The sequence below is a fragment of the Tardiphaga robiniae genome (genome assembly GCF_001618955.1).
Lineage (GTDB): Bacteria > Pseudomonadota > Alphaproteobacteria > Rhizobiales > Xanthobacteraceae > Tardiphaga > Tardiphaga robiniae_A.
Window position 1 is genome coordinate 78,953 of record NZ_LVYV01000008.1, and the last position, 19,921, is coordinate 98,873.

The 19,921-nt window shown below is 61.5% G+C and carries 20 protein-coding genes and 1 tRNA gene; 13 read left to right on the forward strand and 8 right to left on the reverse strand.

What is annotated here, in order from left to right; all coding sequences use genetic code 11:
* Nucleotides 1-20 precede the first annotated feature (20 nt).
* The 4 genes from A4A58_RS11550 to A4A58_RS11565 are packed head-to-tail and all read left to right on the forward strand — an operon-like array spanning nt 21 to nt 3,529.
* Complete coding sequence (locus tag A4A58_RS11550; RefSeq protein WP_068732044.1) at nt 21-836, forward strand: ABC transporter permease; 816 nt, start codon at nt 21-23, stop codon at nt 834-836.
* Between the two features lie 4 nt (nt 837-840).
* Nucleotides 841-1,626 carry an ABC transporter permease gene (locus tag A4A58_RS11555; protein WP_068732046.1) on the forward strand — a complete coding sequence of 262 codons (786 nt, stop codon included), beginning with the start codon at nt 841-843 and terminating at the stop codon, nt 1,624-1,626.
* The gene (locus tag A4A58_RS11560; RefSeq protein ID WP_068732048.1) at nt 1,623-2,684 is read left to right on the forward strand and encodes an ABC transporter ATP-binding protein; all 1,062 of its coding nucleotides are present in this window, start codon (nt 1,623-1,625) and stop codon (nt 2,682-2,684) included. Before A4A58_RS11555 ends, A4A58_RS11560 begins: the two co-directional genes overlap by 4 nt.
* Nucleotides 2,684-3,529, forward strand: coding sequence for a phosphodiesterase (locus A4A58_RS11565; RefSeq protein WP_068732050.1), 846 nt, complete (start codon nt 2,684-2,686; stop codon nt 3,527-3,529). Before A4A58_RS11560 ends, A4A58_RS11565 begins: the two co-directional genes overlap by 1 nt.
* A 164-nt stretch (nt 3,530-3,693) precedes the next feature.
* Here A4A58_RS11565 and A4A58_RS11570 read toward each other — a convergent pair whose 3' ends face one another.
* Together A4A58_RS11570 and A4A58_RS11575 are read right to left on the reverse strand one after the other, a co-directional pair.
* On the reverse strand, nt 3,694-5,172 hold the full coding sequence (locus A4A58_RS11570) for a GH1 family beta-glucosidase (protein WP_068732052.1): 1,479 nt from the start codon (nt 5,170-5,172) through the stop codon (nt 3,694-3,696).
* 31 nt (nt 5,173-5,203) lie between these two features.
* Nucleotides 5,204-6,040, reverse strand: coding sequence for a siderophore-interacting protein (locus A4A58_RS11575; RefSeq protein WP_068732054.1), 837 nt, complete (start codon nt 6,038-6,040; stop codon nt 5,204-5,206).
* A 314-nt stretch (nt 6,041-6,354) separates the two neighbouring features.
* Between A4A58_RS11575 and A4A58_RS11580 the strand changes: the two genes are divergently transcribed.
* Nucleotides 6,355-7,176, forward strand: a complete 822-nt coding sequence (locus A4A58_RS11580) for an aspartate dehydrogenase (RefSeq protein ID WP_068732122.1) — start codon at nt 6,355-6,357, stop codon at nt 7,174-7,176.
* A gap of 3 nt (nt 7,177-7,179) precedes the next feature.
* Here A4A58_RS11580 and A4A58_RS11585 read toward each other — a convergent pair whose 3' ends face one another.
* The 3 genes from A4A58_RS11585 to A4A58_RS11595 all read right to left on the reverse strand — a co-directional run bounded on the left by A4A58_RS11585 (nt 7,180) and on the right by A4A58_RS11595 (nt 9,734).
* On the reverse strand, nt 7,180-7,854 hold the full coding sequence (locus tag A4A58_RS11585) for a peptidoglycan recognition protein family protein (protein ID WP_068732056.1): 675 nt from the start codon (nt 7,852-7,854) through the stop codon (nt 7,180-7,182).
* Between the two features lie 122 nt (nt 7,855-7,976).
* Nucleotides 7,977-8,792, reverse strand: coding sequence for a MetQ/NlpA family ABC transporter substrate-binding protein (locus A4A58_RS11590; protein WP_068732058.1), 816 nt, complete (start codon nt 8,790-8,792; stop codon nt 7,977-7,979).
* Nucleotides 8,793-8,825: 33 nt separating this feature from the next.
* Nucleotides 8,826-9,734: an aliphatic sulfonate ABC transporter substrate-binding protein gene (locus A4A58_RS11595; RefSeq protein WP_068732124.1), complete on the reverse strand. Its 909-nt coding sequence runs from the start codon at nt 9,732-9,734 to the stop codon at nt 8,826-8,828.
* Nucleotides 9,735-10,157: 423 nt separating this feature from the next.
* On the opposite strand from A4A58_RS11595, the gene A4A58_RS11600 reads away from it, so the two are divergent.
* The 5 genes from A4A58_RS11600 to A4A58_RS11625 all read left to right on the forward strand — a co-directional run bounded on the left by A4A58_RS11600 (nt 10,158) and on the right by A4A58_RS11625 (nt 15,264).
* The gene (locus tag A4A58_RS11600) at nt 10,158-11,120 is read left to right on the forward strand and encodes an aliphatic sulfonate ABC transporter substrate-binding protein (protein WP_068732060.1); all 963 of its coding nucleotides are present in this window, start codon (nt 10,158-10,160) and stop codon (nt 11,118-11,120) included.
* A 207-nt stretch (nt 11,121-11,327) separates the two neighbouring features.
* Nucleotides 11,328-12,449, forward strand: a complete 1,122-nt coding sequence (locus tag A4A58_RS11605; RefSeq protein ID WP_081421826.1) for a methionine ABC transporter ATP-binding protein — start codon at nt 11,328-11,330, stop codon at nt 12,447-12,449.
* A complete protein-coding gene (locus A4A58_RS11610; protein ID WP_068732062.1) occupies nt 12,439-13,104 on the forward strand; it encodes a methionine ABC transporter permease in 666 nt (221 codons plus the stop codon). The genes A4A58_RS11605 and A4A58_RS11610 overlap by 11 nt, the downstream gene beginning before the upstream one ends.
* Nucleotides 13,105-13,150: 46 nt before the next feature.
* The gene (locus tag A4A58_RS11615) at nt 13,151-13,945 is read left to right on the forward strand and encodes a MetQ/NlpA family ABC transporter substrate-binding protein (RefSeq protein ID WP_081421827.1); all 795 of its coding nucleotides are present in this window, start codon (nt 13,151-13,153) and stop codon (nt 13,943-13,945) included.
* Between the two features lie 1,245 nt (nt 13,946-15,190).
* Nucleotides 15,191-15,264, forward strand: a tRNA-Gly gene (locus A4A58_RS11625).
* A 72-nt stretch (nt 15,265-15,336) separates the two neighbouring features.
* On the opposite strand, the gene A4A58_RS31475 is transcribed toward A4A58_RS11625, so the two are convergent.
* The 3 genes from A4A58_RS31475 to A4A58_RS11635 all read right to left on the reverse strand — a co-directional run bounded on the left by A4A58_RS31475 (nt 15,337) and on the right by A4A58_RS11635 (nt 16,761).
* A complete protein-coding gene (locus A4A58_RS31475; protein WP_244499740.1) occupies nt 15,337-16,059 on the reverse strand; it encodes a hypothetical protein in 723 nt (240 codons plus the stop codon).
* A 73-nt stretch (nt 16,060-16,132) separates the two neighbouring features.
* Nucleotides 16,133-16,579 carry a hypothetical protein gene (locus A4A58_RS31480; protein ID WP_244499741.1) on the reverse strand — a complete coding sequence of 149 codons (447 nt, stop codon included), beginning with the start codon at nt 16,577-16,579 and terminating at the stop codon, nt 16,133-16,135.
* On the reverse strand, nt 16,576-16,761 hold the full coding sequence (locus A4A58_RS11635) for a hypothetical protein (protein ID WP_068732066.1): 186 nt from the start codon (nt 16,759-16,761) through the stop codon (nt 16,576-16,578). Before A4A58_RS11635 ends, A4A58_RS31480 begins: the two co-directional genes overlap by 4 nt.
* Before the next feature lie 763 nt (nt 16,762-17,524).
* Here A4A58_RS11635 and A4A58_RS11645 point away from each other — a divergent pair.
* From A4A58_RS11645 to A4A58_RS11655, 3 genes are all read left to right on the forward strand, one after another.
* Nucleotides 17,525-18,271: an STN domain-containing protein gene (locus A4A58_RS11645; RefSeq protein WP_139069839.1), complete on the forward strand. Its 747-nt coding sequence runs from the start codon at nt 17,525-17,527 to the stop codon at nt 18,269-18,271.
* The gene (locus A4A58_RS11650) at nt 18,268-18,780 is read left to right on the forward strand and encodes an RNA polymerase sigma factor (RefSeq protein ID WP_068732072.1); all 513 of its coding nucleotides are present in this window, start codon (nt 18,268-18,270) and stop codon (nt 18,778-18,780) included. Before A4A58_RS11645 ends, A4A58_RS11650 begins: the two co-directional genes overlap by 4 nt.
* Nucleotides 18,781-18,875: 95 nt before the next feature.
* Nucleotides 18,876-19,883: a FecR family protein gene (locus A4A58_RS11655; RefSeq protein WP_081421828.1), complete on the forward strand. Its 1,008-nt coding sequence runs from the start codon at nt 18,876-18,878 to the stop codon at nt 19,881-19,883.
* Nucleotides 19,884-19,921: the final 38 nt, after the last annotated feature.

Consider the following 19,921-nt stretch of genomic DNA (forward strand, 5'->3'; position numbering starts at 1 on the left):
GGCAGGGGCACCATCATTTCATGTCGCATCGTAACTTCATCTGGATCTGCCTGCTGCCGCTCGTGGTGGTGACAGCAGCCTTCTTCCTCTTGCCGATGGCGCAATTGCTCGCCGTCGGTGCCGGTGGATCGCGCGGCGTGTCCGCCTATCTCGCGATCATTACAGAACCGCGCTATCGCGCCACGCTGATCAATACGGTCGTGCTGGCTGCGGCGACGACCATCGCCACGCTGGTGATTGCCACCATCGCCGGCCTTTTCCTGCAGCGTCATCGCTTCCCCGGCCGCGCCGTCCTGATCGCGATGCTGACATTTCCGCTGGCATTTCCCGGGGTCGTGGTCGGCTTCCTGATCATTCTGCTGGCCGGACGTCAGGGCCTGATCGGTGCCATCACCGCCGCGGTGACGGGCGAGAAAGTCGTGTTCGCCTATTCGATTTTCGGTCTGTTTCTTGGCTATCTCTATTTCTCGATCCCGCGCGTGATCCTCACGGTGATGGCCGCGGTGCAGAAGCTCGATATCGGGCTGGAGGAGGCAGCGCGTTCCCTCGGTGCAAGCCCGTGGGCGGTCCAGCGCGATGTGGTACTGCCGGCGCTCGGGCCGGCTTTCGTGGCCTCGGGCGCAATCGCCTTTGCCACAGCGATGGGTGCGTTCGGCACAGCCTTCACGCTTGCGACCAACATCGATGTGTTGCCGATGCTGATCTATACCGAGTTCACATTGGCGGCGAATTTTGCGATCTCGGCGGCGCTGTCGATCGGACTCGGTGTGATCGCCTGGGCAATCCTCGCGCTGGCCCGCTCAATGAGCGGCGGCGCTGTCGCGGCGGCGGGGTGAGCCGATGCGCGATCGCCTGATCTTCGCTGGCCAGCTCGGCTTCACACTGCTCGTCGCAGCGTTCCTCGTCGTGCCCGTTGTGTTGTCGATTTCCGCCGGCGTCACCGTCAATTACTTTCGCGGCATCCAGTCGGGCGTTACGCTGCAATGGGTGGTGCAGGTCTGGAACCTCTATGCCGGTGAAATAGGGCTGTCGTTTCTGATCGCCTTCGCGACCCTGGCGGTGACGCTGATTGTCGGCGTGCCCGCGGCTTACGGATTGCACGTGAAGGGCGGGAGGTTGTCGCGGGTGATCGAGGAGATCATCACGCTGCCGCTGGCGATTCCCGGTCTGGCCATCGCGCTGGCGCTGCTGCTGACTTATGGCGGCTTCGGTGGCTTCCGACAGTCGTGGCTGTTCATCCTGACGGGCCACGTGGTCTTCACGATGCCCTTCATGGTGCGATCCGTGATGGCAGTGTTTGCTTCGGTGGACATCAAGACGCTGGACGAGGGCGCCGCGTCGCTCGGCGCCTCGCCATGGACGCGCTTTTGCAACGTCATCGTTCCGAACGCCATGCCCGGCATTCTCGCCGGATCGCTGATGGTGGTGACGCTGTCGCTCGGCGAATTCAATCTGACCTGGATGCTGCACACACCGCTCACCAAGACGCTGCCGGTCGGCCTCGCCGATAGTTACGCGTCGATGCGGCTCGAAGTGGCATCGGCCTACACACTGATCTTTTTCATCATGATTGTACCTCTTCTGGTGGCGATGCAGATGTTTGCCGAGAAGGGCGAAAAGAAATGAGCGGGATCGCGGGCCACGGTGCGGCCGTCCATATTGAGAACTGCGGGAAGACCTTTCCGGACGGCACCCAGGCGTTGGCGCCAGCCTCGCTGGATATCGTGTCAGGCGAGACGCTGGTGCTGCTCGGCCCTTCCGGTTGCGGCAAGACCACCATGTTGCGCATCATCGCCGGGCTGGAGACGCCCGATGCGGGCGGCCGTGTGCTGTTCGACAGGACCGACATGACCGCGGTGCCGATCGAGCAGCGCCATGTCGGCATGGTGTTCCAGTCCTATGCGCTGTTTCCCAACATGACCGTGGCCGAGAACATCGGCTACGGGCTGAAGATTCGCGGCGTCGACAAGGCCGCACGCGCGGCGCGTGTCGCCGAGATGGTGGCGCTGACCAATATCGGCGGGCTCGAGAACCGCCGTATCGATCAATTATCTGGTGGCCAGCGTCAGCGCGTTGCGCTGGCGCGCGCGGTGGCCGTGCGTCCACGCGTGCTGCTGCTGGATGAGCCGTTGACCGCGCTTGATGCGTCGCTGCGCGACCGGCTACGCAGTGAACTCAACAGCCTGCTGCGCTCGCTCGGGATCACCGCGATCTATGTGACTCACGATCAGGCGGAAGCGATGGAGCTCGGCGACCGTATCGTTGTCATGCGCAAGGGCGCCATCGCGCAGATCGGCACGCCGCGGGAGATCTACTTTGCTCCCCAGAACCGTTTCGTCGCCGAATTCGTCGGTGCGGCCAATATCGTAGAAGGGCCGGTGAGCGGTGGTCGGCTGACGCTGCCCGGTGGCTGGCTGGCGCTCAATGATGCCGCCGACAATGCTGCGGCAGTGGCGATGATCCGGCCGGAGACCATCGGAATTGTCGCCGAGGCGGACGCCTTCCTGCGCGGCATGGTCGAAAGCGTCGCCTTCATCGGTGATCGCCAGCGTCTCGTGGTGACGGGTGCGGCGAACAAGCCGTTGACGGTGGACGCGCCGAACACCATCAATGTGCGTGCAGGGGAGCGCGTCGGCCTGTCGGTCACGCCTCAAGCGGTTCGCGTGTTGCCGAAAGAAGACTGATGTCGAAGCCCAAGCCCACCATCATCGCGCAGATCTCCGATCTGCATATCAAGGCGCCGGGCGAGCTGGCCTATGGCAAGGTCGACACGGCCAAGGCGCTGGAGCGTTGTGTCGCCGAGCTAAACGCGCTCGATCCGCGGCCCGATCTCGTTGTCATCTCCGGCGATCTCGTCGATACGCCGACGCCGGGCGAATACGAGCACCTGTGGCGGCTGCTGGCGCCGCTCAAGATCCCGTTCATCGGCGTGCCCGGCAATCACGATGCTCGCGACATGATGCGCGCGGCATTCCCTGACTGGGCTTATGCGAAGTCGTCGGGCCCGCTCGATCAGGCGCGGACGGTTGGCCCGCTCGATATCATCCTGCTGGACTCGCACGTGCCGGAGAAGCCGCATGGCACGCTGGCAGCATCGACACTCGATTGGCTGGACGCCACGCTGGCGTCATCGCGCGAGCGGCCGGCATTGTTATTCCTGCATCATCCGCCGTTCCGCACCGGCATCGAGCACATGGACGTGCAGGACCTGTTCAACGCGGATGACCTCGCAACCATCGTCCGCAAACATCCCCGTATACAGATCGTCGCCGCCGGCCACGTCCATCGTGCGACGCTGACGACATTCGCCGGGACGGTTGCGACCATTTGCCCGGCGCCGAACCATGCGGTCGATCTCGACATCGCCGAATTGCGTCCGCCGTCCTTCCGCGTCGAACCGCCAGCATTCCACCTGCATGTCTGGTTTCCGGATGGCGAGGAGGGCGGCCATCTGGTCATGCATCAGGTGCCGATCGGCGACTTCGACGGCCCGCATCCGTTCTTCGGGGCGGATGGGAAGTTATTGTAAAACTCTGTCATTCCGGGCGCACAGCGCGTTAGCGCGACGCGAACCCGGAATCTAGATATGTGAGTCAACCGGCGTTTCAACCATCTTGAGATTCCCCGCCACTCCAATTGGAGTGGCTGAGGTTCGCGCGCGAAGATGCGCGCGCCCCGGAATGACAGAGGGGGTTACACGAGCGCATTCGCCGCGATCAGGCTGCGATAGAACTCCGCGCTGAGCTTCGGCGTTCGTTTCTGCGTCGCGAAGTCGACGTGATAAAGGCCGAAGCGTTTGTCATAGCCATCCGACCACTCAAAATTATCCATCAGGCTCCAGTGGAAATACCCCCCTACGGGGACGCCTTCCGACGTCGCGCGCTGCAGATGCGTGAGATAGTTCCTGAGATACATGACGCGGTCGAGATCGTGAATCTTACCGTCGCCGGCCGGCCGATCGGCGGCCGATGTACCGTTCTCGCTGATATAGATCTGCTTGACGCTCCAGACCTTGGCGACATTGCGCGGCGCCCAATACAGCGCTTCCGGCCCAATCCGCAACCAGTCTGAATCCATGCGCGGGAACGAGGTCGGGAATGGCACCAATGCGAAGCCATGCTGATCGCCACTCGCCACCACGTAATATTGCGGCATGTAGACATTGAGGCCGACGAAATCGACGGGCGAGGAGATGGTCTTCAACTCTTCTGCCGTGAAGCTCGGCGCATTCTTGCCCGCATAAGCCAGGAATGCATCGGTGTATCTGCCTTCGAGGATGACGGTCATGTAGCCACCATTCATCTCGCGCGTTGCGATTTCGGCTGCGCGGATATTGGCAGGCGTCTCAATGGCCGGAACGCAGGATGCGACATTCTCGGCAACGCCAACCCTGGTGTCGGCGCGTCCATTGGCGCGGATCGCCTGCACAGCCATGCCATGGCCCAGTGCGACGTGATGGCGAACTTGGTTGAGCTGCGGCTGTGGCAGCTTCAGGCCGGGCGCGAGCTCAACCGGGCCGCGGCCATAGCCGAAATCCACGAAGGTTCCGCATTCATTGATAGTGAAGATGTTTTTGACGCGGTCGGTGATGCGTGGCGCCACATAAGCGGCATAATCGCCGAACGCCTTCGATGTATCTGATGACGCCCAGCCGCCAACGCGATCCTGCAGCGCCTGCGGCAGATCCCAGTGATACAGTGTGGCGAATGGCTCGATCCCGTTGGCGAGCAGTTCGTCGATGAGACGATTGTAGAAATCTAGTCCTTGCGGATTGGGCGTGCCCACGCCGGTCGGAAACACGCGCGACCATGAGATGGAGAAGCGATAGGCCTTCGCGCCCAGCGCCTTTATCAACTGGACGTCTTCCTTGTAGCGATGGAAATGATCCACCGCGTGGTCGCCGTTGCCGCCGCCACGGATCTTGTTCGGCGTGTGCGAATAGCTGTCCCAGATTGAGGGGCCGCGGCCTTCGGCAGAGACGGCACCCTCGATCTGATAGGCTGACGTTGCAGTGCCCCAGACGAAATCCGCCGGAAATCGCCGGTCGTTGGGAAGCGCTGCCGGCCTGGTTGAGGCCGGTTGCGCCTCGGCCTTCCCGAGCGGGATGGCGAGGCCGGCGGCGAGCGTGCCGGCCGCTCCGGCAAAATCGCGGCGCGTGAAACGATGGGACACCGGTACTCCCTGCTATCTGCAGATGCGACGATCAGTCGTCATGCGGCTCATGATAGTTCTCTGCGCCGCCTTTCCAATAGCCTGACGCCTTGACCCACGCCTTGGGATGCTGGCGCTCGTCGACGAGAATCTTGCGGAGGCGCTTGGCGACTTCGGATTCCGCGGCGATGAAGGCGTAGCCGTCTCCAACGGGAAGTTTGAGGCTGCGCAGAGCATCTTCCATCAGGGTGGTCGAACCGGCGCTCTGCTGGCCACGATGCAGCCAGTTGATGGTGACGGAGGCCTTCGCTGCGAAGGTCTGCTCCTCGGCAGCATCGGCGACTTCCGCGATCACGATGGCCCGCGTAGCAGGACGTAGTTCCTCAAGCCGGCGGCCGATGGCGGGCAGGGCGGTTTCGTCGCCGATCAGCAGGTACCAGTCGAAGTCGTCCGGCACCACGAACGAGCCGCGCGGGCCGCCGATACCGACTTTATCGCCTGGCTTCGCTTCTGTGGCCCAGGTCGTGGCAGGCCCCGCATCATGAATGGCGAAATCGATGTCGAGCTCTTTCGCGGCTTCGTCATAGCGCCGCGGCGTGTAGTCCCGCGCGATTGGCCGCGCGCTCTCATCGACCAGCACGCGGCCTTCGCTGAAGACGGGCATCAGGGGCTCGGCTTCGCCGGGGCGCGGGAAGAACACCTTGACGTGGTTGTCATAGGACGCGCTGACAAAGCCTTCGAGGTCGTCGCCGGTGAGGGTGATGCGCTTCATATGCGGCGTCACTGACGTCACGCGCTTCACGGTCAGCAGACGGCGCTTCAGCTCGTGACGGACGCGCACGATGCGATGAAGGTCGGTGGCAATGGTGTCTGAAGATGTGTCGGTCATATGGATTCCCGGAGAATCCAGATCGGCCTGTTTGACACGGAGTCGCGCAGGTCGAGCCTGGATCAGGTTCGATCGGCGCGTTGGTTCACGTTAACGCTTACGTGCGGCCTCGCCGAGACAGCAATCACGGCAGAGGTAGCGAAACGTCCTTTTACGTGCAAGCCCGGGATTGTCGCACGCGCCGCACGATGGCGTGAGGCCGGAAGCCTTCTAAACTGGGCGATGCCACCGAATGGACATTACGGCCTTTCCGGGAGAGAACTGTTTCCGGATGTGGCGGTGTGGCCCCTGAATCATTGGACGAGATCGACGTGATGAGCATTGAAGCAAAGTTCGCAACCCGTGTGGCCATTGTCGGCCTCGGCCCCATCGGTCGCAAGGTGGCCGAAGCACTGGACCGCGGCATAGACGGCCTGGTTCTGGCGGCGGTCGCCGTGCAGAATCCGGAGAAGCATCAGGCGTTCCTGTCCGGTCTCAGCAAGGCGCCGCCGGTGCTGCCGATCGCGGATCTCGTGGATGTCGCCGATATCGTGATCGAATGTGCGCCCGCAGCGTTGCTCCCCGAAATCGTCAAACCGTTCGTCAGCAAGGGCAAGACCGCGATCGTGCTGAGCGCTGGAGCGCTGTTGTTCAATGACGATCTCATCGCGCTGGCCAAGGCCAATGGTGGTCAGATCGTGGTGCCGACCGGCGCGTTGATCGGGCTCGATGCCGTGACCGCTGCCGCCGAGGGCAAGATCTCGTCGGTGAAGATGGTAACGCGCAAGCCGGTGAAAGGTCTCGCCGGCGCGCCCTATATCGTCGAGAACAAGATCGATATCGAGAGCATCACCGAACCGATGAAGATTTTCGAGGGCACGGCACGCGAGGCTGCCAAGGGCTTTCCCGCCAATCTCAACGTCGCCGTCGCGCTGTCGCTCGCAGGCGCGGGCCCCGACGCCACGACGCTGGAAATCTGGGCCGATCCGGCGCTCACCCGCAACGTCCATCGTGTTGAGGTGGATTCGGATTCCGCACGGTTCTCGATGCAGATCGAGAATATCCCGTCAGAAAATCCGAAGACTGGTCGCATCACCGCGCTGTCGGTGATCGCCTATCTGCGCAAGCAGCGCGCGGCGTTGCGCGTCGGGACGTAAGGCCTATTTGCTGCTTTCGGCTTGATGCGCAGGGGCTATCTGCTGCGCAGTCTCGATTCCCTGGGTCCGGGCGATTCTGGCGAGCTCGCAGCCTTCGCAGTAGCGGCGATCCTTGTAGTCGATCCAGTTATGGGCGAAGACGCGCTCATTCGGGATGTCGTAGCGGGCCTGCAGCACGCGGACCAACACGCGCCACGCCGCGATCTGGGCATCGGTGGGCGGCTTGCGGACATTGGGGTAGTTGCCGACGAACTCAACCCCGATCGATGAGTCATTGTCGATCTGCTGATAGGTCCCGCTGTTGTCGATATACTTGTTGTCGTTGCGGTTGCCGCGGTTGAGATGGTTCGGCACCGCCCATTCGGGCGTCGACCAGTAAACCGTGCCGTCGGTTTCGATCCAGATGGCGACGCCGCGACGATCGGGTTTCTGCATCTGCGCGACGGCGTTACGCCAGGCGGAGCCGACCGCGCCTTCCGACTGATGCACGACGATGTTGCGCCATTCACGGGCGTGGCGGAGATCGGTCCATGGCCTCAGCCAGACCATGTTGAGACCGGGAATGTCGGGGGTGCCGCGGGAGCGGGCGGCGATCTCGAAGCTTGAAGGCGTCTGGGCGGTCGCCGGTGTGGCGATCGCGCACAAAACCAGCAATACCACGGCGATCCGATCTCTCATGTCCCTCGTTTCCGAAGGCGTCTCATAACGCCTCCGGAAAGCGTAACCGAGCCGCGCTGGGAGTCAAATCCGCGGCTCGGTATGATTGTCGCGCTATGGCAGCCTGCGCGCGTAGGTTGCGCTCAGTTGAAGTATTCGGGCAGGGTGAAGCCGGCGTAGAACTTGTCGTTGCGGATGGCGGTCTTGAACGTGTCCGACTGATAGGCCGCAACGATGTCCTTCGCCCACGGCGCTTCGGCATTGCCCCGGCGGACGGCCACGACATTGGTGTAGGGCTTGGTCATCTTTTCCAGTGCGAAGGCCTCGGTCAGCTTCAGCCCGCTATAGATCGCGAAATTGCCCTGCACGGCGGCGAAATCGGCATCGCCGAGGGCGCGCGGCGCCTGCGCGTTCTCGAGCGGCACGATCTTGATGCTCTTTGGATTCTTGATCACGTCGAGCTCGGTGACATCGACGGGGTTGTTGTCCTTGATCTCGATCCAGCCGAGATCGCGCAGGATCCACAGCGCGCGTTGCAGGTTCACGGGATCATTCGGCACGACCACGGTAGCGCCGGCCTTCACGGCATCGGATGTCTTGTGCTTGGTCGAATAGAGCCCCATTGGCGGCGTCGGCACCGTGATGATGCCGGTCAGGTCGGTCTTCTGGCGCTGGTTATAGCTGTCGAGGAACACCGTGTGCTGCATCACGTTGGCGTCGATATCATTCTTGAACACCGCGGTGTTGGCTTCCAGGCCCGTCGAGAACTCATAGTATTTGACGGTGTAGCCCTTCTTTTTCAGCTCGGGCTCGACGCCCTTCTTGAAGCCGTCGATATAGGGGCCGGGTACGAAACCGACCTTGAGTTCGGGTTTGGTGGCGGACTGCGCGTCGGCATGATCACCAAAGGAGACGAGTGCGAGCATCGCGGCGGCGATGACGGAGAGGGCGGTCTTCATTGTCGTTGTCTTTCAGGGAATGTCAGAATGGGATTATTTCGGCGCCCAGATCTTCACGTCGCTGGCGTCGACCTTCACGGGGATCAGCTTTTCGTTGAAGAACGCATCGGCGATGATCTGCTGCTCGGACAGGCCGGCTTTGGTGACGGCGCCGACCTTGTAGGAGCGGTGGCTGTTGGCTTCCTCGACGGTGGCGGTGTCGATGCCCCACAGGTTTGAGAGGAGCTTGGCGGCTTCCTTCGGCTCGGCCTTGGCCCATTTGCCGGTTTCATCGAGCTTCTTGAAAATGACGTTCAGGACATCGCCGCGCTTGTCGGCATAGGCGGCCGACGACAGGTAGTAGCGCTTGTAGCTGGCGAGTCCGTTACTGCCGTCCGCGAGCACGCGGGCGTTGGACTGGCGCTGCGCGCTGGTGAGGAACGGGTCCCATGCCACCCAGGCATCGACATTGCCGCCGACAAAGGCGATGCGCCCGTCGGCCGGCGGCAGATAGGCGGGCTGGATGTCCTTGAAGGTGAGGCCGGCCTTGCTCAGCGCAGCGAGCAGCAGGAAGTGGCTGCCGGCACCCTTGGTCACCGCGACCTTCTTGCCCTTGAGATCGGCGACCGTCTTGAGCGGCGATTCCGCCGGCACCACAATCGCCTGCGCGGCAGGCGAGGCGGCTTCCTCGGCGATGTAAGCGAGCTTGGCGCCGGCCGCCTGCGCGAACAGCGGCACGGTGTCGGCGACATCAGCGCCGAAGTCGACATTGTTGGTGTTGATGGCCTCGAGCAGCGGCAGGCCGCTGGTGAATTCATGCCAGCTGATCTTCACTCCGAGCGGCGCGAGCGCCTTCTCCAATTCGCCATTGGTCTTCAGCACGGCGATCAGCGTCGACGACTTCTGATAGCCGATGCGCACCGTGTCCGGCGTCTGCGCACAGGCGAAGGAGACCGACAGCATGGAGGCCACGGCGGCCAGTTGCAGCGCCCGGGTACGCCGGAACACGAAGCGTTCGATGAAGCGGGCGATGTGAATCGGAAGCATGTTGGGACTGCTTTGCTGATGATGTTTCGTGAGCAGCAAAGGTGCGAGAGCAGCGCGTTTCCGTCAATGAAATGGCCAACTGTAGTTCCGGGCGCGGCGATGCAGGCATGCTGCGATGGCCTTGTTGTGCAGCGGAAACGTTCTCCGCATGCCTTCTGGCTGGCTCCGGAAGAGCAGGTTATTTCCCTGCGGCGGAGATGAAGCTGCTCCCGGAGCTGACCTTCGGATTGCAAAACTTGCAGGCTGCCCGCGACCTTTGAAAGCACAATCTTCGCAATCGCGCGTAGCGTTTGACCATCACGCCCTTGCATCCCCCGGGCGCAACTGGAGCAACAGCGCATGTCCTATTCCCGACGATCCGTGGTCGCAGGTTTCTCCGCAGCACTGTTGCTGTCCGCCGGGCCCGCCGCATCGCCGGTGACTGCGCAGGAGCTGAAGGAAATCCGCATCGGCTTCCAGAAGGCCGGCATCTTTCCGGCGGTGAAACAGCGCGCTACGCTGGAGAAGGTGTTCAAGGAAAAGGGCATCAGCGTCCGATGGGTCGAATTCCAGTTCGGGCCGCCGATCCTTGAAGCCATCAATACCGGCAATGTCGACTTCGGCTATGCCGGCGACGCGCCGCCGATTTTCGCGCAGGCCGCACGTGCCAATCTCGTCTATATCGCCGCCATCCCGTCGCGCGGCTACAATCAGGGCATCGTGGTTCCCGAGAATTCGCCGATCAAGACGCTCGCCGATCTCAAGGGCAAGAAGGTCGGCTTCGGCAAGGGATCGAGCGCGCATAACACCATCATTGCTGCGCTGGAGAAGGCCGGACTGACCTATGCGGATATCACGCCGGTCTATCTCGGCCCCGCCGACGCGGTGGCGGCATTCGCCGGTGGCAATATCGACGCGTGGTCGATCTGGGATCCGTATCTGGCGCTCGCCGAGGGCAAGCAGGCGCGGGTGATTGCCTTCTCCAAGGACGTGCAGGATTCCATTTCGTTCTTCCTCGCCAACAAGGATTTTACCACCAGGCATCCGGATATCGTCGCGCTGTTCAACAAGACCTTTGCCGATGAAGGAAAGTGGGCCGAGGCCAATCGGCCGGAGGTCGCAACGAAGCTTCAGGAGGCGACCGGCGTCGACAAGGCGGCGACCACGCGCGCCGTCGAACGGTCGAACTACACGGTGGTGCCGATCAATGACCGGATCATTGCCACCCAGCAGGAAACGGCGGATCGCTTCCACAAGCTCGGCCTGATCCCCAAGGCGATCAATGTGAAGGACATCGTCTGGACCTGGACCCCGGGCTCCTGAGCTCCCGAAAACTCGCCGGGAGACGATTAGCGCTGTCACCAGCCGTCTCCCGGCACTCTTTTACTCCCGCAGGCCATTGAAACCGCTGGATTTTCCTCATTTGTGCAGTGCGGTTGAAATAATGCCCGAAATCAGTAGGTTGCCGCCACGGCGCCCGCGACACGCAGGCCGGCCCCGTGCTTCACAACTGCGCAGAAACGTCATTCAATGAACGCTCCCCTGTCCAAGCCGACCGGAGCGCCCGTGCCAGTTCTCGATCCGCAAGATCCTGGCCAACAAGGGCGTGCCATCATCTCCTTCGATGGCGTCAGCAAGATCTTCCCGTCGCGGAAGGATTCCGCCGAGGTGAAGGCGGTCGACAACATCGACCTCGTGGTGCCCGAAGGCGCCATTGTCGGTGTGATCGGCAAGAGCGGCGCCGGCAAGTCGACCCTCATTCGCCTGATCAACGGGCTTGAGCAGCCGACCCACGGCAAGGTCACCGTCGACGGCCTCGACATCGGATCGCTGGATGAGAAGGCGCTGCGCCAGGCGCGCCGCTCGATTGGCATGATCTTCCAGCATTTCAATCTGCTGTCGTCACGCACCGCCTTCGACAATATCGCGCTGCCGCTGGAGATCGCCGGCACGCCGCGCAAAGACATCAAGGGCATCGTCGAGCCGTTGCTCGACATGGTCGGCCTTGCCGACAAGCGCGACCGTTATCCCGCCGAACTTTCCGGCGGCCAGAAGCAACGCGTCGGCATCGCGCGTGCGCTGGCGACCAAGCCGAAGGTGCTGCTGTCGGACGAGGCGACCTCGGCGCTCGACCCGGAGACCACGGCGCAGATCATCGCGCTGCTCAAGCAGATCAATGCCGATCTCAACCTGACCATTCTCTTCATCACCCATGAAATGTCCGTGGTGAAGAAGCTCGCGCAGCGCGTCGCCGTGATGGAAGGCGGGCAAATTATCGAGCAGGGCACGACCTACGAGATCTTCTCGAAGCCTACGCACGCGACGACCAAGCGTTTCGTTGGCGAGGTCACCGGCGGCAATGTGCCGGAATGGCTGCAAAGCAAGCTGCTGGCCGACTACGCACCCGGCCGTCAGGCCGTGATCCGCATCGCCTTCACCGGCGCCGATGCGGACGAGCCGGTGCTATCCAGGCTGACCCGCGCTTACGGCGTCGATTTCAACATCATGCATGGCCAGATCGAATATGTCGCCGACCATCCGTTCGGCACGCTGATCGCCTCCGTCGCAGCCGAGCCGGAATTGCAGGCCAAGCTGATCGCCGATCTCACCGCGACCCGCAACACCGTGGAGCATCTCGGCTATGTCGCCTGAACTGATCAACATGATCCTGTGGTCGACGCTGGACACGCTCACCATGGTGGCGCTGGCCGGCATCTTCGGCACGCTGGCCGGATTGCCGCTCGGCATCTTCCTGGCGACGAGCCGCGCGGGTGAGCTGTTCCCGGCGCCGAACGTCAATCGGCTGCTTGGCCTCGTCGTCAATGCCACGCGCTCGACGCCCTTCATCATTCTCGTCGTCGCCATCGTGCCGCTGACGCGGCTGATCGCCGGCACCTCGATTGGCACCAGCGCCGCTGTGGTGCCGCTCACCATTGCCGCGACGCCGTTCATCGCGCGCGTCATCGAAGGCGCGATCCGCGAAGTCGATCAGGGCCTGGTCGAGGCCGCGCGTGCCTTTGGCGCCAGTCCGCTGCAGATCGTCTGGAAGGTGTTGCTGCCCGAAGCAATGCCCGCGGTGACGCTGGCGCTGACGCTCGCGACTGTCAGCCTCATTGGTTATTCCGCCATGGTTGGCGCCGTCGGTGGCGGCGGGCTTGGCGATCTCGGTATCCGCTACGGCTATCAGCGCTTCATGCCGGAAGTCATGGCAACCGTGGTCGCCGTGCTGATCTGTCTCGTGCAGGGCGTGCAAAGCCTTGGCGACTTCATCTCGCGCCGCCTCGACAAGCGCACGCGACATTCCTGAGCATCTCGCTCGCGTCAGCGGGCCCGCTCACACTCGTTTACTCACAATGGAAAACACAATGTCTCTTCGTCGCACTTTTCTCTCCATCCTCGCTTTCGCCGCGCTCACCGGCGCCGCGTCAGCCGAGACCATCAAGGTCGGCGTGACCCCGGGTCCGCATGCGCAGGTGCTGGAAGCCGCCAAGGCCGTCGCCGCCAAGAAGGGCCTCGACATCCAGATCATCGAATTCTCCGACTATGTGGTGCCGAATGCGGCGCTGGAAGCCGGCGACCTGCAGGCCAATTCATTTCAGCATCAGCCTTACCTCGACAACCAGGTGGCCGATCGCAAATACAAGATCGTTGCGCTGGGCAACACCATCAACTTCCCGATGGGCATCTATTCGAAGAAGGTGAAGAGCTGGGACGAGGTGAAGTCGGGTGCCACGCTGGCGATCCCGAACGATCCGACCAATGGCGGCCGCGTGCTGATCCTGTTGCGCGACAAGGGCATCATCAAGCTGAAGGACGGCGTCGGCTTCAAGCCGACCTTGCTCGACATCACCGAGAATCCGAAGAAGCTGAAGATCACCGAGGTCGACGCCGCGCAGCTGCCGCGTACGCTGCCTGACGTCGATGTCGCAGGGATCAATACCAATTACGCCACGCAGGCCGGCCTCGATCCCGTCAAGGACGCGATCCTGCGCGAGGACCCGAAGGGCCCCTATGCGAACATCATTGCCGTGCGCGCGGTGGACAAGGACAAGCCCTGGGTGAAGACGCTGGTGGAAAGCTATCAGTCGCCGGAAGTGAAGGACTTCATCGAGAAGACCTTCAAGGGCTCGGTCCTCGCGACCTGGTAAAGGTGAGGAGAGCGCTTCGCTGAGCAGGCGAGGCGCTTTCTTCTCCCTCCCCCTAGCGTGGCGCAGCCACGCGACGTGGGGAGGGTGGATCGACCGCTCTAGCGAAGCTTCGCTTCGCACGGGCGGTCGAGACGGGTGGGGTGGTGCGACATGCTCTGCTCTCACGTGGGGCGAGACCCCACCCCGACCTCCACCGTTGCAATGCGTCGCATTGCAACGGTGGAGGTCGACTACGGCGGACGAATTCGTCCGCCAGACCCCACTGCGCGGCTTCGCCGCTTGGGGGAGGGATCACGCGACCGCCGTCGCGCCATCTCAGATGTGAATTTCAAACAGCCCCATCATCCCTGAAAACACACGTTCGCATTCTCGCGGCGCCGATGGCGTCCGAGCTATGAGCATTCCTTCCCACCCTCAATCAAGAGGGCGTGCGGAACGCCGGGTGCCCGTTGCACCCTTGGGCCTGATGCGAATGCGGTACTCCGCAGGTGAGTGCATCAGGACTTTCGGAGGCGCCGAGCAAGTGCCCGACGTTCCGCATGCGGTGTTTTTTCGGTTGCTTGCGCTTCGCCATGGCGAACGATCCGATCACCAAAATTACAGTCCCAAGGCGAAGGGACAGGGTGCCTCAAGCGAGTAGGCCGGACGCGTTTTGACTTGGTCGTCCGTCACACTGTCCAGGGGGTCTTTCCATCCCAAGGCCGGCCGTCTCCTTGCCAGTGGCAGTGCTGGCGCAGATCCGTCCTGCCCGAAGACAGACGTCACCCATGAACCGCGTAACGCCGCATCTCCGGCGTCCACCGCATCCAGCCCCGCGAACGTGACGATCGCGCTCGCCCCTCTCATCGGGGCCGAATGAAAAGGAAAATAGTCCATATAGGGATGTTGTCAACGGTGAATAGGAAAAAATGTTTGGTGCGTTTGTACCCGCCCCACACTGTCATTCCGGGGCGGGACCGGCGCCGCAGGCGACGGGACCGAGCCCGGAATCCCGACATGTTCAGCGCAAAACACTCCGAGATTCCGGGTCCAGTCCGGTCCGCTACGCGGCCCGTCCTGCCCTCAGGCAAACCAATTGGCTTGCCGCGGAATGACGAGGAGGGGTGGCTTGGCCCCCAGTCGCAAATCGCATTTCCGCACGCCATCCCCTTGAAATCCATACACAACTCGCGGTGCCACGGGGCAGGGGATGCGACGCCGGATGAGGTTGAGACCCGCCGCGTGACGTGTTACCTGATGCCGCGCGCGGGTATAGCTCAATGGTAGAGCAGCAGCCTTCCAAGCTGAATACGAGGGTTCGATTCCCTCTACCCGCTCCAATGTTTTCAATGGCTTAGTACGTCAAGACCTTTCCATTCCGACAAGCTCAACGAATTCATTCCGACAAACGTTCACTTTTTGGCCACCTGCTTGCGCCGTTTAATGCGCTTGATCTGAGCTTGCTGCTTGCCTTTGTCGTCGTCGTGCAGGTAGTTCGCCATTGCCGCCACCGACGACCACTGACCCTTGTTCATCAATTGCAATGTGGTCAGTCCCGACGATTTCGATTCGGTGGCCCCGCCGTGCCGACCGAACGATGTGAAGGTTAGCTCAGGTCGCAAGCCCGCAGCGATGATGATCTTTTTCGAGATGCGCTCCACTTGCGTCAGCATCTCGCCCTTGCCGCTCCACGGCAGGCTGCTGCCGTCCCGCCGCAGCATCATGCCGCCTGTTGGTCGCAGCGCCTTCATGGCATCCAGCTCAGCCATCAGCAGGGGATATAGCGGCTTGCCCTTCTTATCGAACAACGGTTCCCATGAGCCGGTGCTAGTCTTGTAGTTGATGACGTAGACGTGGTTCGGGTGGCTGTCCGGGCGATAGTGCTCGGCCATAAACCGGATGAAGATATGCGCTTTGCGCTGGAGCCATTCCCAGCCGATCAGAACGCCAGTTGCCAGCGACGCGAATTCCATTTCGAATGCCTTGGCGCGGAAAGCCATCAGTTCATCGAAGTTCGCGTGCGGTGTCTCGCGCGATGTCGATTTCAGGCCCATCTTCTCAAACGGGTTTCGCGGCGGAAACATGTGAGGGTGCGCCCGTGAGATTGTGTTCCACGCACCGCGCGCGGTTTTCATGGCGTGGTTCACGGTAGTTCGGCGCTCGACTTTCTCGTCATCGACATTTTTGTATAGCAGCTTCTCAAACAGATTATCCGAAGGCCGTATCGATGCTCGACACCCGCCGCGTGCCAAGCCGCCTGCCGTCCTGCAATAGATATTCGCAGATCATCTTGATGCCGGTTTCATGGACGCGGCATTGTCCGGGGCTCAACGGCTGCAAACGCTTCGCAGTTTTCTGTTTCCACGTCCGTCGGTACTCGTGAAACATCCAGTCCAGCGTTCCGATCACCACGCCGATGCCGTTCGGATTTGCATCTTCGCCGCCGCTTAGCCAGCTATCGAACGCGGGTAGCAATATCCTTTCGGCGCGTTGCACGGCCAAGTCGTAATCGGTACTCAGCGGTTCATTCTTGATCGGGCAACCGCTCTTGCGTGCCCACGTCGGCATGTCGAAAAAATATCCAATTCCGCCCTTCTTGAGACGTTTGCGCCTCGTGTAGCGCGGCAGGGGCAGGGCAGATCGGCCAATTTTCACAGAAGCCTCCGCGACACCTCCGGATCATCTTCCGGGTCGATCGAGCGGTGTTTGTCCTCTTTGACTGTAACCGATATGCGTCCGTCAGGCCAGATATCAACGCTCGCGACCCTGCCGCCGCCATCGATGATGCCTTTCACGGCGCGCTTAACATCAGCTTCTGTGAATTTGGCTTTAGACATTATTGTAGCGCAAAAGATGAAGTCTCTACGACCGGTGACTCAGTTTTTGGCTGACCGTCTGCCGCGTCTTTGCGGATCGCGCCAACCGAAATTCTGAGGTTGAGGCCCGTGCGTTCAAAGAATGCCTCCCGTGTCAATGAGGTGCTGCACCATCAAATCCGCTGAGTCTGTTTATGGAAAGAGCCCTTATTTCCGTATGCGGCAATTTGTGGGGATCGGGTGTAGATATGTCGATCTGGCGCAAGCAATCGAGCCGATAATCCGTCTACAGCGCTGCGGCTCGATGGCGCGCACCATGTCTTTGGTGACGACCCTGTTGGGAAGCGACCATCTGCGGGCCGCCTTTAAGCACCGTTTTATAAGCCTTCCAAAGATTCTTTGACGTTGCCCAGGCCAACCGAAAAGTAGGCCCGAGTGAGCCGTGGGCAGATGCGAGGAGCGATCTGGACCATCCGTCTCAAGCAGCGGCCAACGCAATCGGCATGGGCGGCACCCCTAAGGATGCGGCGCCGTTAGCGCCTGGCCATGCTTTGCCATGAAATTCCGCGTTCGCTCCGGCACGTTTCCAATCCGGTGGATTCATGGCGGTCGTTGAACCTGCTTGGATTCAATCCGCGGTCTTTGTCTTAAAATCGTAATCTTCGACCAATATGCGTTGCATTGTCATTGCCAGGAGGACTGGCCTCGACGCGCAATAGTTGACTGCCAGTAGATAGGTCGCCCGGTGCCTCGCGAAGCTGCTTCTGCTTTGAAACGGGCGGGGATGTCGCTTCAGCTATCTGAATCCGCTTCGCGACTTAAGAAGGTCCGTCGGCATCGATATCCCGGCAACGCAGCGTGGACGTTCGGTGTTGTTTTCATGGGGCTTGTTTGCGTATCTGAGGCTGCGGAGCTCGCGGAAATCGACACCAGGATAGCATTTTCCATTCCAGCGCAGCCGCTGGTCTCCGCCATCAGCCGTTATGGCGATGCGACTGGCAGCGAGGCACTATACGACGCGGGCCTCGCGACTGGACGCTTCTCAAATAACGTGCAGGGGATGATGACGCCTGCCGAGGGACTGGAAAGGCTTTTGATCGGCACGGGTCTATCCGCAAGGTTTGTTTCAGAGCGGAGATTTGTGGTCGCAGCATCTCCGTCGGTGCCTAACCGGGCGAACGAGATCACATTGCCGCCAGCGCATCGACGCTACTATGGTCTTGTCCAGCAGGGGGTGCTCGACACGTTGTGCCGGCTGCCCAGCGTACGGCCGGGGCATTACCGTGTCATCGTTGCCCTCCGCATTGCGCCGACCGGCGGCATTGAGCGCGTCAATCGCATTGGCACAGTTGGCGCGGCGGAGGCGGATCAGCAGATGGATGGGGCGCTGCGCGGCGTCCGGTTTAGCGAGCCACCGCCTGCCGATTTCATGCAACCCATCCGCATATTGCTCTCACCTGACGCACCCGGAGGGGGGGCTGCCTGCGCGAGGGCGGACGCACGACATGCGGCCAGTGGTGAGCCGCGATGAGTGACAATCCGTTGGCGGCGATCCGTACGCTGTTTATCGAACGTTATGACAATCTGAAAGCTCGCGTCACGCGGCGTTTGGGCTCGATTGATCTGGCCGGTGATGCGATGCAGGATGCCTGGCTGCGTCTCGCCGGCGCCGAAACTGTGAGTCCCGTCCACAACCCCGACAGTTACCTGTTTCGCGTCATTCTGAATGTTGCAGAGGATCGCCGCCGACGAGACTGGCGTCACCGTAACATCGTCGATATCGATGCCGCCTTGGATGTGTCGGACGAATCGGCCACCCCGGAAGAAGCGCTGCTGGCGCAGTCGGACTTGGAAGCGTTCCGAAAGATCATTGCGGAGCTTCCGGAACGCCGTCGCACCATCTTTCTCGCAGCCCGGTTCGGCAACATTCCCCGGCAGGAAATCGCCGATCGCGTTGGCATTTCGCGGCGCTCCGTCGCCCGGGAGATCATGTTGGCCCACATGCATTGTATGGCCCGTCGTAAAGAATTTAGAGAATGAAGTTGCATTTTTGCTCGCCGAGAAACGTCTTGGTATCGGAAGCGATTGAAATGGCCGGCGGCGTCCCGGCGATTTCGCTTGGGGCTGAACACTAAATGACAAAGGAAAATTCTCGCGGAGTGGGTCTAAGCCATGTGGAGAGCCAAGCCGTCGAGTGGGCGCAGAGGCTCGCGTCGGGAGAGGCTGCGCCCGATGAAATCGACGCTGCAAGTCGCTGGCGGAAGCAAGGTCCGGCGCACGAAGCTGCGTTTGTCGAGGCAGAGCGGGTCTGGCGCGAGATCGGCGCCGCGCGGAGGGTCTTGCACGATCCCGATATCGATTACGCAACTGCGCTTGATGCACTTGGACGTCGGCGCAAGGCGGTGAGCCGTCGTTTCTTATTGGGCGGGGCGGCGGCAGCGACAGTCGTGGCAACGTATGGAGTGGCTAATCCTCCGCTGGGACTGTGGCCTTCGCTTTCGCAACTTAACGCCGATTTCCGCACCGCGAAGGGTGAGCAGCGCAATGTGAATTTCGCTGGCGATATCGCGATCAACCTCAATACTCAAACGAGCCTTGCAATCCGTCCAGCGACGGCCGCCGCGGATCGGATCGAGCTGATCACGGGAGAGGCGGCGTTCAAGTCGTCGGCGCGTGGCGCACGAACCCTTGTCGTGTTGGCTGCGGGGGGAAGAGCGGATACCGATGCAGGCCGTTTTGATATTCGGTATACGATGGATGGGGATCGCTCCCCGGTAACTGTGACGTGTTTCGATGGTTGTGTTCGCGTCGAACAGGGCGGCGCAACTGCCGAACTACGGAGTGGGCAACGTATTCGTTACACGGTGGCAGGGATGAGTGGGATCGCCATGGTCGATCCCATCGCGGAGTCCAATTGGCAACGTGGCATCGTCGAGTTCCGAAACACTCCGATCGTCGAAGTTGTCGAGGAGATTAATCGATATCGCCCGGGTCGAATTCTTCTGATGAGTTCGATTTTGGCCCAGAAGCAGATCAACGGGCGCTTCCGGATCGGGGAAATGGAGGAGGTTCTGCTGCAGTTGCAGCAGGCCGTTGACGCCAACATCCGGTATCTACCAGGCGGTCTGGTCCTCTTGAGCTGATCTGGCTCGTCCCAAAAAAGTTAAAATATCTTCCGGAA

Bases quoted from the DNA above. Each gene is read 5' to 3' on its own strand.
- A4A58_RS11575 (WP_068732054.1), bottom strand. From the start codon at position 6,040: ATGACCGACACATCTTCAGACACCATTGCCACCGACCTTCATCGCATC.
- A4A58_RS11555 (WP_068732046.1), top strand. From the start codon at position 841: ATGCGCGATCGCCTGATCTTCGCTGGCCAGCTCGGCTTCACACTGCTC.
- A4A58_RS11600 (WP_068732060.1), top strand. From the start codon at position 10,158: ATGTCCTATTCCCGACGATCCGTGGTCGCAGGTTTCTCCGCAGCACTG.
- A4A58_RS11585 (WP_068732056.1), bottom strand. From the start codon at position 7,854: ATGAGAGATCGGATCGCCGTGGTATTGCTGGTTTTGTGCGCGATCGCC.
- A4A58_RS11550 (WP_068732044.1), top strand. From the start codon at position 21: ATGTCGCATCGTAACTTCATCTGGATCTGCCTGCTGCCGCTCGTGGTG.
- A4A58_RS11590 (WP_068732058.1), bottom strand. From the start codon at position 8,792: ATGAAGACCGCCCTCTCCGTCATCGCCGCCGCGATGCTCGCACTCGTC.
- A4A58_RS11605 (WP_081421826.1), top strand. From the start codon at position 11,328: ATGAACGCTCCCCTGTCCAAGCCGACCGGAGCGCCCGTGCCAGTTCTC.
- A4A58_RS11580 (WP_068732122.1), top strand. From the start codon at position 6,355: ATGAGCATTGAAGCAAAGTTCGCAACCCGTGTGGCCATTGTCGGCCTC.
- A4A58_RS11655 (WP_081421828.1), top strand. From the start codon at position 18,876: ATGACAAAGGAAAATTCTCGCGGAGTGGGTCTAAGCCATGTGGAGAGC.
- A4A58_RS11560 (WP_068732048.1), top strand. From the start codon at position 1,623: ATGAGCGGGATCGCGGGCCACGGTGCGGCCGTCCATATTGAGAACTGC.
- A4A58_RS11595 (WP_068732124.1), bottom strand. From the start codon at position 9,734: ATGCTGTCGGTCTCCTTCGCCTGTGCGCAGACGCCGGACACGGTGCGC.
- A4A58_RS31475 (WP_244499740.1), bottom strand. From the start codon at position 16,059: ATGAAAACCGCGCGCGGTGCGTGGAACACAATCTCACGGGCGCACCCT.
- A4A58_RS11650 (WP_068732072.1), top strand. From the start codon at position 18,268: ATGAGTGACAATCCGTTGGCGGCGATCCGTACGCTGTTTATCGAACGT.
- A4A58_RS11635 (WP_068732066.1), bottom strand. From the start codon at position 16,761: ATGTCTAAAGCCAAATTCACAGAAGCTGATGTTAAGCGCGCCGTGAAA.
- A4A58_RS11645 (WP_139069839.1), top strand. From the start codon at position 17,525: ATGTCGCTTCAGCTATCTGAATCCGCTTCGCGACTTAAGAAGGTCCGT.
- A4A58_RS11615 (WP_081421827.1), top strand. From the start codon at position 13,151: ATGGAAAACACAATGTCTCTTCGTCGCACTTTTCTCTCCATCCTCGCT.
- A4A58_RS11565 (WP_068732050.1), top strand. From the start codon at position 2,684: ATGTCGAAGCCCAAGCCCACCATCATCGCGCAGATCTCCGATCTGCAT.
- A4A58_RS11610 (WP_068732062.1), top strand. From the start codon at position 12,439: ATGTCGCCTGAACTGATCAACATGATCCTGTGGTCGACGCTGGACACG.